Origin of the sequence: Nostoc sphaeroides (assembly GCF_003443655.1) — a bacterium.
Classification (GTDB): domain Bacteria; phylum Cyanobacteriota; class Cyanobacteriia; order Cyanobacteriales; family Nostocaceae; genus Nostoc; species Nostoc sphaeroides.
On record NZ_CP031941.1, the window covers coordinates 3561882 to 3574831 of the forward strand.

The 12950-nt window shown below is 43.3% G+C and carries 9 protein-coding genes; 5 read left to right on the top strand and 4 right to left on the bottom strand.

The window, feature by feature from the left end; translation table 11 throughout:
- Positions 1-14 precede the first annotated feature (14 nt).
- A complete protein-coding gene (locus D1367_RS15625; protein WP_228674858.1) occupies positions 15-1979 on the top strand; it encodes a cytochrome-c peroxidase in 1965 nt (654 codons plus the stop codon).
- 450 nt (positions 1980-2429) lie between these two features.
- Here the strand turns inward: D1367_RS15625 and D1367_RS15630 are convergent, their stop codons facing one another.
- Positions 2430-3110: an SMI1/KNR4 family protein gene (locus D1367_RS15630; protein ID WP_118167262.1), complete on the bottom strand. Its 681-nt coding sequence runs from the start codon at positions 3108-3110 to the stop codon at positions 2430-2432.
- Positions 3111-3232: 122 nt separating this feature from the next.
- Between D1367_RS15630 and D1367_RS15635 the strand changes: the two genes are divergently transcribed.
- Positions 3233-4690: a protein adenylyltransferase SelO gene (locus D1367_RS15635; protein ID WP_118167263.1), complete on the top strand. Its 1458-nt coding sequence runs from the start codon at positions 3233-3235 to the stop codon at positions 4688-4690.
- A 241-nt stretch (positions 4691-4931) separates the two neighbouring features.
- On the opposite strand, the gene D1367_RS15640 is transcribed toward D1367_RS15635, so the two are convergent.
- Complete coding sequence (locus D1367_RS15640; RefSeq protein ID WP_118171488.1) at positions 4932-6656, bottom strand: ABC transporter ATP-binding protein; 1725 nt, start codon at positions 6654-6656, stop codon at positions 4932-4934.
- A gap of 280 nt (positions 6657-6936) precedes the next feature.
- Here D1367_RS15640 and D1367_RS15645 point away from each other — a divergent pair, with 280 nt between their 5' ends.
- The 3 genes from D1367_RS15645 (at position 6937) to D1367_RS15655 (ending at position 7739) form a co-directional block, all read left to right on the top strand.
- Positions 6937-7173, top strand: coding sequence for a type II toxin-antitoxin system Phd/YefM family antitoxin (locus tag D1367_RS15645; RefSeq protein WP_118167264.1), 237 nt, complete (start codon positions 6937-6939; stop codon positions 7171-7173).
- Between the two features lie 63 nt (positions 7174-7236).
- A complete protein-coding gene (locus D1367_RS15650; protein ID WP_323808699.1) occupies positions 7237-7563 on the top strand; it encodes a hypothetical protein in 327 nt (108 codons plus the stop codon).
- Positions 7512-7739 carry a type II toxin-antitoxin system RelE family toxin gene (locus D1367_RS15655; protein WP_118167265.1) on the top strand — a complete coding sequence of 76 codons (228 nt, stop codon included), beginning with the start codon at positions 7512-7514 and terminating at the stop codon, positions 7737-7739. Before D1367_RS15650 ends, D1367_RS15655 begins: the two co-directional genes overlap by 52 nt.
- A gap of 233 nt (positions 7740-7972) precedes the next feature.
- Here D1367_RS15655 and D1367_RS15660 read toward each other — a convergent pair whose 3' ends face one another.
- On the bottom strand, positions 7973-8971 hold the full coding sequence (locus D1367_RS15660) for a PRC-barrel domain-containing protein (protein ID WP_118167266.1): 999 nt from the start codon (positions 8969-8971) through the stop codon (positions 7973-7975).
- Between the two features lie 199 nt (positions 8972-9170).
- Positions 9171-12824, bottom strand: a complete 3654-nt coding sequence (smc, locus tag D1367_RS15665; RefSeq protein ID WP_118167267.1) for a chromosome segregation protein SMC — start codon at positions 12822-12824, stop codon at positions 9171-9173.
- Positions 12825-12950 lie beyond the last annotated feature (126 nt).

Sequence of the window (12950 nt, forward strand, 5' to 3'; positions counted from 1 at the left end):
TTGCTGCGATTATTATGGTAGCAGTAATCGCTGGAAATAGTGTATCGGCGCAGGTTACGGGGTCGGCTCCAGTTTCGCTCAAGAGCGTATCGGTTCCAGAACCTGACAATCTTGGAGACTTTGTAAAAAACAAAGCAGCTGCAATCAAGTTAGGAAAGACTCTTTTTTGGGATATGCAGGCTGGGAGCGACGGACAGACCTCCTGTGCTAGTTGTCACTTCCATGCTGGAGCCGACAATAGATCCATAAATCAGATTTCTCCTGGGCTTTTGCGGATTAACGCTGATCGTACAGAGAATCCAGATACAATTTTTAATATAGGCGGCGGGCCAAACTACCAGCTAACAAAACAAGATTTTCCCTTTCACAAGCTGTCAAATCCAAATGATTCTACAACTGTGGTATCTGACAGTAACGATGTTAGCTCATCTCAAGGAGTCGCCAATACAAAATTTCTTGGTGTTATACCTGGTAGCTCAAAAGATATAGAAACAAGTGAGCCAGATCCAGTGTTTAAAGTGGGAGGTATCAATGTGCGCCGCGTCCAGCCGCGTAATACGCCAACCGTAATTAATGCAGCATTCAACTTCCGCAACTTCTGGGATGGAAGGGCACAAGATATCTTTAATGGGGTGAATCCCTTCGGTTTAAGAGATCCTAACGCCTCTGTCGTGAAAGCAGAAAATCCAAATCAGCTTAAATTTGTCAAAGTCAGCCTGAATAATTCGTCTTTAGCTTCCCAGGCGGTCGGGCCGCCACTCAGTTCCTTCGAGTCGTCTGCTGATGGTCGCACTTTTCAAGAAATTGGTAATAAGTTTGGTCAAATTGACCTCAGCAAATTTATAGTTGTCAATGGTTCGCTGGACAATATTCTGTCAATTGGGGGTACAAAGCTCCCCAGAGTCTTGGGGCAAAAGTTATCTGGACTCACACCACTAGGCAAACAGGTTGTGCATCCACAAGACAGCGTTTTAGGCGCAGACAGTGCATATCCTCAGCCCGGACTCAAGGATAAAACCTACGAGGATCTGATTCAAGATGCCTTTAAGCCAGAGTGGTGGAACTCTAATCAACTCATCCAAGTTGATGCTGAAGGTAAACGGACTTTTGTTAACAAACCTGATAACTCTTCCCAAACTAATGAGTACAGGCTGTTGGATTATAACTTCTCGCTATTCTTTGGGCTTGCAGTTCAGTTGTACGAGTCTACACTCATTGCCAACGATACACCCTACGATCGCTTCTTAGAAGGAAATACCAACGCCCTCACCGTGCAGCAGCAACGAGGTAAACAACTATTCGAGGGTAAAGCTGCCTGCATATTCTGCCATAGTGGGTTGGAACTCACTAGCGCCTCGGTTAGCAACGTCAAGAACCAAAGACTTAGAGCCACTACCAGCACTCCCAAAACCGTCTCGGACAAAGGTTACTTCAATATCGGTGTTAGACCCACCCTAGAAGATATCAGTCTTGGTGGTAAAGACCCATTTGGTAATCCGCTTTCGGAGTCGGGGGTAGCTGCTTTGGGGAAATTCCCGCTACTTCTCGGTTCAAGCCCCAACGTTACAGTTAGCCCCAATGACACAGTAGTTGCAGACGGACTGTTTAAGACTCCTGGACTACGCAACATAGAACTCACAGCTCCTTACTTCCACAATGGTGGCTATTTGACTTTGCCGCAAGTGGTAGACTTCTATAATCGTGGTGGAGATTTCCGTCAGCAAGGGGTTCTCCGCCCATTGGGATTAAGCGAAACTGAAAAAGATGACTTGGTGGCTTTCTTGAAAGGACTCACTGATGAGCGAGTTGTCTCTGAGAAAGCGCCCTTTGACCACCCGCAACTGTTCGTTCCCAATGGACATTTCGGTAATTCTATGTATGTTGTCAATGATGGTACTGGCAAAGCTGCCGATAACCTAATAGAAATTCCTGCTGTTGGTAAGAATGGTGGTAAAGGTACTCCAAATTTCCTGAACTAACTAGCAATTTGAGTTAGTCGCTCAGGTGTCAAAACAATTCAAAATTCAAAATTATCAATTTCATTATTACAATCAGTGGGGGCTTGAAACCAGCCACTGATTGTAGACCACTGATTCTTTGAATCAGTGGGGGCAAGAAAAGAGCGAATTAATTAATTCAAAATTATTCTTCTTACTCCTAACAGAATTTTGAATTTTGAATTTTGAATTCAAAAAATGGTAAAAGCAGGGGGAAATAAGCGAAAAAAATTACTTCCTTGTCCCCCTGCTCTTTGCATAAGCTGTGGCGCAAATAAGATTGCACAACTAGGGCGCTCATGTTGCCCACCCCACAAAAGATTCATTTTTTTGAGGATGCAAATTAAAAGATTTTTAGCTTACTTACAAACTGACGCTAATTTACAATCAAAAATTGAAGCAGCTTTAATTACTTGGTTTATTTAATTAAGGTTAAGTTTCAGAAGACTGGCGGATTTGCTCCAAACTTCGGTTAAGCCAGTCTTCATACCAATCATAAAAACTTAAAGGCTGCTCCTCATTATTGCTATTTGGATAAGAATCATCAGGGTTGATGTCATGGAAAGCATGGCAAAAACTCAAACAAGCAGGATATATTCCATTATCATTAGTCCGGTCATCTATCCAGATTTTTCCTGACTGCTCCCCAGTAACGATTAACATCGCATAAATTCCACAGCCATAATTTGTAATGGTAAGAGTACCCTGGATAAATTTATCGTCGAAGTAGTCATTATTGTTTGTAACCAAATCTGTATTATTTTTAACAATTAAATCCAAATTATTCCATGCTTTTGTGAAAGGAAATGGTTTAGAGAGAATTTCGTAGTTCTCAGGGTATAGTTTTTCTGGGATGACATCTTCAGATTCAATTCCCGATAGTCCAGATAAGCCGTATCCTGGCCCCGCACCACCATTACCAATTTCTAAGAGAAAGTTTCGATATTCACTTGGTAGCGTAATATTGTATCTAGATTCAAACACTTGAATATCCTTGTTACTTAAGCAAGGTTTGAATTGATATTGGTGTGATTCTGAGCCAAAAACCTCAAATGTAGCGTCTAAAATAGCTAATTGAGTTAAGTTTTTCTTTAATTGCAAAACTTTATTCATTATGCGCTCTAGATTTGGATGGGGGCGCTGCCATATTTTAGATATGGGTCGCTTTTTGCGTCTATGCTGATGCCAAAGCCAGAGGTAGTATTAAGGGAAGAATGAATTAAGCTTTGCTCGTAATGACTCTGGCTGAAACTCCAAACTACAAAAATTCTAGCAATCCTTTTCTCTCCCTCAACTACGAAAGCGCCTTGGAATCTCTAGGCGATGACTACTACGATGAGGTTGCAGCAGAGGAATTTCCTCAACACTTACTGCGTTGGCGTAACGATGCACTACTACCCCGCTTGGGTTTAGATCCCCAACTAGTCAAAGATGATGATTTTATCACAGCTTTTGGCAAATTTCAGGGGCGTAAACCCTTGTTGGCACTACGTTACCACGGCTATCAATTTGGTGAATATAACAGACAGTTAGGTGATGGTAGAGGCTTCCTCTACGGGCAAGTACGCGCTACTGATGGCGAATTGTACGATTTTGGCACAAAAGGTTCTGGAAGAACGCCTTACTCCCGTGGTGGCGATGGTATGCTGACGCTCAAAGGTGGGGTGCGGGAAGTTCTGGCTGCGGAAGCACTACACCACTTGGGTGTACGTACCTCGCGCTGTCTTACCATGATTGAAACAGGTTTACCCCTCTGGCGGGGCGATGAACCTTCGCCTACCCGCTCATGTGTGATGATTAGAATGAGCAGTTCTCATATTCGGTTTGGCACTTTTGAGCGACTGCATTTTTTCCAGCGTCCAGATTTAACTAAGAAGTTATTAGACCACGTAATTGAGCAGTATTATCGACACTTAAGTGCTGAAGAAGATAAATATGCCTTGTTTTACGCCGAATTAGTGAAACGAGTTGCAGAACTAGTAGCGCAGTGGATGGCGGCTGGCTTTTGTCATGCAGTCCTAAATACTGACAATATGTCGATTACGGGAGAGAGTTTTGACTATGGGCCTTACGCGTTTATCCCAACTTATAACCCATCCTTTATAGCTGCATATTTTGACTATTATGGACGCTACTGTTACGGTAATCAACCAAGTATTTGTCAGTTGAATTTACAAATGCTCCAGGAACCTTTAAAGGCGATTATCGATAAAGAGGAAATGGAAGCTGGATTAGCAATGTTTGATGAGTATTATCAAGCTGAATACAGTTCTTTGATGTTGAAAAAGTTAGGTTTTGAGGATTTGCCACATCCAGAAGCTGGGGAACTGTTGAATCTAACGGTTGAATTTTTGAAAGATAGCCAAGTTGGTTATCACCAGTTTTTTTATGAAATGGCTCGGACTTTTTCATCGAAATGGCGAGACGAACCAGGTTTTGTGATGAATAGTTCAGATATTGTGCCAGTACCGGGTGCGTCAGGAGTTTTTGATGATTGGTGTATACTCTATCATAAAATTTTGAATGATTTGGAGAGCGATGGCATTGATGTAATTGCTCAAACTCTAACTGTTCATAATCCGAAAACAGCATTATTAAGACCTGTGATTGAATCTATTTGGGAACCAATTGCTCAGGAAGATAATTGGCAACCTTTTTATGACTTAATTAAGGCAATTCAGTCTAGGGGGTAGTCAAAGTTAAATAGTCGTGTTTACAGACATCCCGCCCAGAACTGAAGTTCCAGGCTGATAGCTTAAGTCCACTCAAGTGGACTAAAATGCAATAGAGTTTAGTTAAGGCTTGATCCTCCCTAACCCTCCTTTTTAAGGAGGGAACTAGAGCGAACCAATTTATCGGGGGGTTGGGGGGATCTTCCGAGGTCAAAAATCACTAAGTGAACTGTATTGGACTAAAATCATCTATTCAGTCCGCCTAACTAAACTGCTGGGCATAAAACCGCGCATAGCGACGCTCTAAGGCTAATAATTCTTCATGGGTTCCCGATTCGACAATTTGTCCTTGTTCGAGAACTAAAATACGATCGCACCTTCTAACTGTCGATAAACGGTGAGCAATAATAAACACTGTGCGTTTTTCCATCAATCTTTCCAGTGCTTCCTGTACCAGTGCTTCTGACTCAGAATCTAATGCTGATGTCGCTTCATCGAGAATCAAGATTTGGGGATTGAGCAGAACAGCACGAGCGATCGCAATTCTTTGTCTTTGTCCCCCTGATAAGTTTACCCCACGTTCACCCACCCAAGTCTGATAACCTTCTGGCAGTTGGCTAATAAACTGATGAGCATTAGCAATTTTCGCCGCCTCTGTAACTGCTTCCATATCAAAAACATCTTGCCCAAAGGCGATATTTTGGGCAATTGTCCCGGAAAACATGATGGTTTCTTGGGGAACAATCCCAATTTGTCGCCGTAGACTATGCAGCTTGACATCTCGAATATCAACACCATCAATTAATATTTGACCAGTTTCGGGATCGTAAAAACGGGGGAGGAGATTGACAAATGTGGTTTTACCAGCACCAGAAGCACCCACAAGAGCGATCGCTTCACCTGGTGATACTAATAAACTGATATCTTTTAATACAGGTTCACCCGGTTTATAAGCGAAGGAAATATGACGATATTCTACTTTGCCATTGACTGGGGGGAGAGCGATCGCATTTATCTTTTCAATCACTGTCGGCTGAATTGCCATCAATTCAAAAACGCGATCAACAGATGCTTCACCCTGTTTAAATTCATTGTAGTTGTTAGTAGTATGACCAATGGGATCAATTAACAGCGCCGCCGCCGCCAGATAACTGAAAAAATTCGCCACTGTTAAGTTACCTTGGGAAATTTGCCACGCTCCCACAATCAGTAACGATAAGGCACTTAAGGCTTCCAAAAATCCGATGATGGGAATCTGAATCGCTTTCAGGCGTTCGGCTGAGTATTTGGCTTTGAGACTGCGTTCTGCTTCATGGCCAAAGCGGGCGATTTCGTAATTTTCGGCAGCAAAAGCCTGTACCAAACGAATACCGTTGAAAACTTCCGCGAGGATGGCTGATAAACCCGACACGCGATTTTGACTTTTTAAGGAATACTTGCGTAACCGTTCACCAAACCAGCCAACTAAAATACCCATTAACGGTGCAACTATCACCGTTGCTAATGTCAGTTGCCAATTCAGGTAAATCATGTAAATCGGAATTGCTAGCAACTGCAAAATGCAGGGGATAAAGTCGTGAAATACTTTATTTACCACTTCGCCAATGCGGTCAACATCTTCGGTGAGGCGGTAAGATAAATCACCTGCTTTTGCGGTTTCAAAATAGCTGAGATTTAGCTTTTGCAGATGTGTGTAGACTTGCTGGCGGAGATGAAAAGCAACTCTCAAAGCAGCTTTCGCCATGTACATATCTTGTATAGACTGAAACAAGCCTCTAACAAGAAATACTAAGGCACAACTGCCAGTTATTTGAGCGATCGCTACTACATTACCTTGGGCAAAGGGAGTTGCCAATTTACCGGCAATATTTATCAACACTAATGTTGCCAGTACGTATCCCAAGATACCAATAAGTCCCCTGGCGATGGTTTGCCACTGGAGTCGGATATAAGGCAGCAGTTGCCAGTAATTAGAACGGGTTTTCAAGCTCGAAAGTCCACAACGATATTTTCCTTTGTTTGACGCTAGCAGTTTTTGGTGAGTTTCTGAATAGTTCACTAATTAGTTACAAACTGTTTTAGCGTTGATCCTAGAGTTAATTAGTTCATAAATACTAGATAAATCCATTTAATTGTGGTGTGACAGTTCTGGGTGTGGAATCCCGGATTTAATCTTGTTTTGAATATTGCACCGCCCTCATCACCAACGCCGTCACAGGTAAAATAGATGTGCGTCAAGTCCCCATCCGCTAACCCCAGAACCCACCATGACACAAATCACCCTTTCGGATCTCCCCGAAACCATTCAAACCCTACTCAACCAAGCCCAGAAAACAGGCGAACCCCTCACTATTACCCAAAACGGTATCCCCTTCGCCATCATTTCCCCCATCAAGAAAAAATCCCTCCTGGAAACCCTTTCCACCCTTGAACCACTGGACGAAGACTTTGCCGACGTGGACGAAGGATTATTACCCTTAGATGATATTGAGTTTTCAAAATGAGTTATTTATACTTGATAGAATTGATAAATTAATCAAACTTAACAATCTTAAAGAGGCTTAATTATGAAAACCGAACACGAACGCGAACAATTAATCAAAGCTATCAACGTACTGCTAAACCAAGCTTACGATAGTACCCTAGATGAAATTTATGCACTACTTCAGAAAATCGAAGATGAAGAGGACGAAAACGATTTAAGAGCCTATCATGCTGCTAAAAGTGATATAGAAAATAATAGTCTTATTGCATGGGACGACATTAAAAAGGAAATCGCTAATGAAAGAAAAAAGGGCGTAGCGTTACTTACGAAGTTAAATTTACCAAGGGGGCTAGAAAAATGTTTAAAAAACTATCTCAAGAATTACAAGATCGCATACAACCCAAAATAGATGAGTTGGCTATAGAACCACGTCCCAATGGAGTTAAAAAGTTACAGGGTGAAGAAAACACATATCGAATTAGAGTAGGCGATTATAGAGTTATATACGATGTTTTCGATGATGTTTTATTAGTAAATGTTATAGATATCGGGCATCGTAGCAAGGTTTATAAAAATGAAAGTTGACAAACAAGAAAATATTAGAGCTATCGCTTACACTGTCTTCGCTACAAGTACTTAAACAAAATTAATTACACACTATTTAGCAATGAAACCCTTGTCCAGACTAAAAATTGTGTGTAAATAATTCTGTGCGACTTGCTGTCGCTAGTGCGTTCTAAAAAATTAGCCCCCTCCTTACTTCTAAGGAAAGAGCTAAATTAATCTTCTTTAATTACGAATTACGAATTACGAATTACTTAATATCCGCCTTCTTCTTCGTATTCTGGCTGTCTTTCCTTGACTTTCTTAGGAATATTCACAGGCTTCGGCGCATCTTCCCAAGCATCGCCGTCTACGTCGTCATAATCATCGTATTCATCAACATAAGGCTTCTTGCTATAGGACTGGGCATCATACTTTAGCGGCTGCTGTTGTTGATACCTGTCGCTGCCGGTTGCTTCGCTCCAGTTATCTTCTTCCTCATCTTCTTCGTATTGAATAGATTCATACTGCCGCGCCTTCATTACCTGACGCTGTGGCCTTTCCTCTTCCACATAGTCTTCTGTCCATTCCTCTTCCCGCGCTACGGGTTCGGGGGCGCGAACTTTTTGCCTGGGTGGCTGCAATGGCACTCCACTAGGCAGTTGATTGGCTGGGGCAACTTGGCGCGGTGGGGTATAGCCGTATTCTTCTTCTATATCTCGCTCCCAAGGTGCTTTGCCGATACCCAGACGCTCTAGTAAACCAACTGTCAACTGGTTTACCCGTTCTTCGGCTCCCTCAAACACAATCAACCGATTGGGGCCAGTGCTGACAATTTCATCTACTGAGAACTCGTAAGTACTGAGAAATTGATCGGGAATTTGGGGCAATCCTAAAGAAGCAATAACTATGGAGTTAAGCTTCCCAGTTTCACCGTTGAACTTGAAGCCCCGAACTTTGCCTAAGACTTCACCTGTTTCTGTAATTACTTCCCAGTTAATCAGATTACTGAGAGATTCAACTTCGATATCTTCTATAACATCTTCGTTATCAACCAGGATGACATCACCAATCTGGCTGATGTTGTTGAGGTACATATAGCGCGGTATGCCCGAAATGGAGATCAGGCTGTCTCGCAAACCAAGAGCCACAACCTCTCGTTGATCTATATCAACCCAGACTTGACTGATGATGCCTAGCCGCTTGCCGTTGTCGCGGGTAATCACCTGGGTATTTAATATGTCGGAACGCCTAATTATCTGTTCGGAGGTCATTCTATACCGAGTCCTGATCTCGAATCCGGTTTAACGCGATATGCAACTTATTCTTAGAACCCCTCTCCAAACCTCTCCCCCACAGGGAGAGAGGCTTTGATTTTTGCTCCCCAATCCTTTTAGGGAAAGTGTTGGGGGTTAGGTTTGGGAGAAAGTCGCACATTACGTGGTTTATCTATACACTATTATTAACAAAAACTCAAGCAGATGTATTGGATGATTGTAACTTAATCCCCAAAACTTGAGTGTAAGCTCCTCGTGCTTGAGTAACGCCAATTGTGCGTTCGGCTGATTCTATCATCGGACGACGCAAACTCACAACTATAAATTGCGCTTGTTGTGACTGTTGTTTAATCATTCTAGCTAATCGTTCTACGTTTGCTCCATCTAGGAACATATCTACTTCGTCAAAGGCGTAAAATGGCGATGGGCGGTAGCGTTGCAGGGCAAAGATAAAGCTCAAGGCTGTAAGTGATTTTTCTCCCCCAGACATGGAAGCTAGGCGCTGTACGGGTTTACCTTTGGGATGTGCGACTAAATTTAACCCACTACTAAAGGGATCTTCAGGATTTTCAAGTTGCAAGAAGCCGTCGCCGTCGGAAAGAATGGCGAAAATCGATTGAAAGTTTTCGTTGACGGCATCGAATGCTTCTTTAAAGGCAAGTTGCCGCAATGTGGTAAAATTTTCAATCCGCAAAAGTAGTTCGGTGCGTTCCCCTTCTAGTGTCTCTAATTTTTGCGTCAGTTCTTGGAGACGGTTTTGAGTGCGTTCGTATTCTTCCAACGCCAGCATATTAACAGGTTCCATTGCCTGTAAGCGTTTGGTAAGCGATCGCAATTCTTTTTGCAATTCTTCTAAATCTACCTTATCTGGAACTTCCGGCAAGGGATTTGGTAATTCTGCTCCCATATCCCGCAATTGGTTTTGTAGTGCAATTAGTTCTTCGCGGCGCTTCTCTTGGGTTTCTTGGAGTTTTTGGATTTCCCATTGTAATTGTTGTTGGCGCAAAAGATGCGATCGCACTTCTTGTTCTGTGGCGTCGCGTTTCTGTTTTTCTTCTCCTAAATTTTGTTCCATTTGATTTAACGATAAACGGGTTTGGGTGATTTGATCGTCTAGCGTTGTGGTTTGGCTCAAGACGCGATGAATCGCGTCTCTACAAGAGGTTTGTTGGGTTTCGTATTCGGTGATTCGCGTTTCTGCTTCTTGGATTTTTTCTTGTAAACGTTGTTGCTGATTTTCTAAATTTTTTAATCTTTGTTCGGCTTCCCGTAACGCTGTTTCGCGTTGTTGCAATTGTTGCTCTTGAATTTTAATGGTTGCCTGGATTTGTTGCCATTCGCTGGGGGTTTGGGATGCTTCTAACTCTGCTAAGGCGTGTCGCAATTGTTGCAATTGAGTTTCTTGTCCCGGTAATTCCCGCTCTAAGATTTCTAATCGGGATTGAGCTGTGGCTAACTTTTCGCTGTTTTGGGCGAGTTGCGATCGCGTCCCTTCTAATTGCGTTGTTAAATTCTTAATATCTTTCTGCAACTGTTCCAATTGCAACTGCTGTTCGCGCCGCGCCTGACGCGATTCTGTGAGTTCTTGGGTGAGTTTTTTGGTTCTGGCTGACAAAGTAGCGATCGCTTCTGTACAACGCTCTAAAACTCGCTCAATATCCAGCAAGCGACTTTTTAAAGCGATCGCTTCATCAGATTCTGCCGCTTCTGCATTGCCAAAGCGCAAGGCTGAACGCTGGCTGTTACTACCACCAGTCATTGCACCACTGGTTTCTAAGAGTTCCCCGTCTAAGGTGACGATGCGATATAATCCTAAGTTTTTCCGCGCCGCCTCCAGGTTGGCAAATACCACCGTGTTACCGAAAACATAGCTAAATACATCTTTGTAACGGCGATCGCAATCGACTAAGTTCACAGCATAATTAACGTAACCGTTAGCAAAACGCAGCGTTGCATCTTGAGTAAATTTAGGAGCGTGAATTTTATTTAGTGGTAAAAAAGTCGCTCTCCCTGCACGTTTCTGTTTGAGCAATTCAATCCCTGCGGCGGCGATGCTGTCATCTTCCACCACAATATGTCCCAAACGTCCACCGGCTGCCATTTCTAAAGCTAGCTGATGGCGCGGTTCCACTTTTCCTAACTGCACAACTAAGCCGCAAAGTCCAGGCATTCCCGATTGTAAGATGACTTTACTCGCTTGGGTTCCTTGGACTTCTTGCTGTGCTTGCGCTTGCGCCTCGATTTTATCCAACTGGCGTTGTTTTTCTCGTTGTTCAGAAAGTAACCGTTTTTGGGTTTCCTGTTGGATTAGCAGTTCTTGTTCTGTGGCTGAGAGATTTTGAGCTAAATTTTGGATGGGTTCGCTAGAGGCGTTAAATTCCGTTTCAATTTGATTACAGTCGGTTTGTTTTTGGGCTAAAAGGGGTTCGTCGCGTTCAATTAAATGGGTTTGCTCTGAAATTAATTGCTGTAACTGATTATTGCGTTCTGTGAGTTGTGCTTTTTCTGTGCGTTGCGGTTCTAGAGTTTGCAGCAGAGTTTCAATTTGACGGTTGAATGCAGTTTGTTGCTGCACCCAGGCTTCTGAAGCCGAGGCGATTTCTGCGGCGGCTTGGCGGGAGGTTTCTAGAGATTGGTGGGCTTCATTTCTTTGGTGCTGGGAAGACGCGATGAATCGCGTCTCTACAAGCTGGGTTTGGGCAATTTCTTCTAGGGAATGACGGTGTTTTTCAATTTCTTGCTGAGTTTGAAGCAGACGTTTGGCGGTTTCTTGGGAAGTCGTTTGTAATTCTGTTAGCTGACGCTGGAGTTGTTTTCGTTCTGCTTCTTGGGTGGCGAGGGTAGATTGTACCGCCAAAAGTTCCTCTTCTCCCAAGGCTTTTACATGGGCGTTGAGTTGTTCAAGTTCAGCAGTTTTTTGGACGATTTGGGAATTTAGGTTTGTGAGTTGGGTAGTGAGTTCAGTAGAATTGCGATCGCCTGTTTGAATTTCGTGAACTAATTTTTCTTGTTGTGCTTGTAGCGATCGCCATGATAATACAGCTTCCCAGGATTGTTTGGCGAGAAATTCCGTGCGGAGTTTTTGATATTTCTCAGCTTTAGCCCGATCTTGGGAAAGGCGATCGCGTTGTGCAGTTAATTCTGTCTCAATAATCCGACAGCTATCTTCTTTTTCCTTCACCTCATCTAAAGTTGATTTAGCTTGAATGATTTTGCGATCGAATGCAGCCACCCCAGCCAATTCATCAATAATTTCCCGCCGTTCCCGCGCATTCATCGAGATAATGCTGGTGACATCCCCTTGCAACACCACGTTGTAGCCTTCAGGATAAACCCGCAGGTTACTTAGTTGTTCATGCAATTCCGTTAGCGTGCAAGGTACACCATTGATATAGTAGTTCGATGTGTAACTTCCTTGATGAGTGACTCGCAGCCTTCTAGTGACACTCCACTCAGTTGGGGAGTGGGGACTTGTACTGAGCGGAGCCGAAGTAGTGGGGAGTGGGGAGTGGGAATTCTCTTGATCTTCTTCTGTGCTTTCGTCACTCTGCGCCTTTGCGGCTTTGCGTGATAAATCTTCTCCTGATAAATCAAATGTCACAGTGACGCTAGCCTCAATAGAAGCGCGTCCTTTAGCCGTTTGGGTGTTATTTACCAAATCTGGGAGGCGATCGGCTCGCATTCCTTTAGAACTGGAGAGTCCGAGGCAAAATAGCAGTGCATCTAGAATGTTAGATTTACCCGAACCATTTGGCCCAGATATGACAGTACACCCCGGTAGCAAAGGGACTGAGGTTGTGCCACCGAAGGATTTGAAGTTCGTAAGTTCCACGCGCTTGATATGCACCATAGGCCGTGGTTCACTGGGCTAATGAAGAACAAGTGTATCAACTAATAAAAAATTCGCAAGAGGGTAGGGGGAAAATTAGGGATTATCGTAGACGCGTAGCGGCTTGCCGCAGGCTACCACAAAGGC

What these genes read in the sequence shown, in the direction of transcription:
- D1367_RS15625 (WP_228674858.1), top strand. Translation starts at nt 15, where the DNA reads ATGGTAGCAGTAATCGCTGGAAATAGTGTATCGGCGCAGGTTACGGGG.
- D1367_RS15630 (WP_118167262.1), bottom strand. Translation starts at nt 3,110, where the DNA reads ATGAATAAAGTTTTGCAATTAAAGAAAAACTTAACTCAATTAGCTATT.
- D1367_RS15635 (WP_118167263.1), top strand. Translation starts at nt 3,233, where the DNA reads ATGACTCTGGCTGAAACTCCAAACTACAAAAATTCTAGCAATCCTTTT.
- D1367_RS15645 (WP_118167264.1), top strand. Translation starts at nt 6,937, where the DNA reads ATGACACAAATCACCCTTTCGGATCTCCCCGAAACCATTCAAACCCTA.
- D1367_RS15650 (WP_323808699.1), top strand. Translation starts at nt 7,237, where the DNA reads ATGAAAACCGAACACGAACGCGAACAATTAATCAAAGCTATCAACGTA.
- D1367_RS15655 (WP_118167265.1), top strand. Translation starts at nt 7,512, where the DNA reads ATGTTTAAAAAACTATCTCAAGAATTACAAGATCGCATACAACCCAAA.
- D1367_RS15660 (WP_118167266.1), bottom strand. Translation starts at nt 8,971, where the DNA reads ATGACCTCCGAACAGATAATTAGGCGTTCCGACATATTAAATACCCAG.
- smc (WP_118167267.1), bottom strand. Translation starts at nt 12,824, where the DNA reads ATGGTGCATATCAAGCGCGTGGAACTTACGAACTTCAAATCCTTCGGT.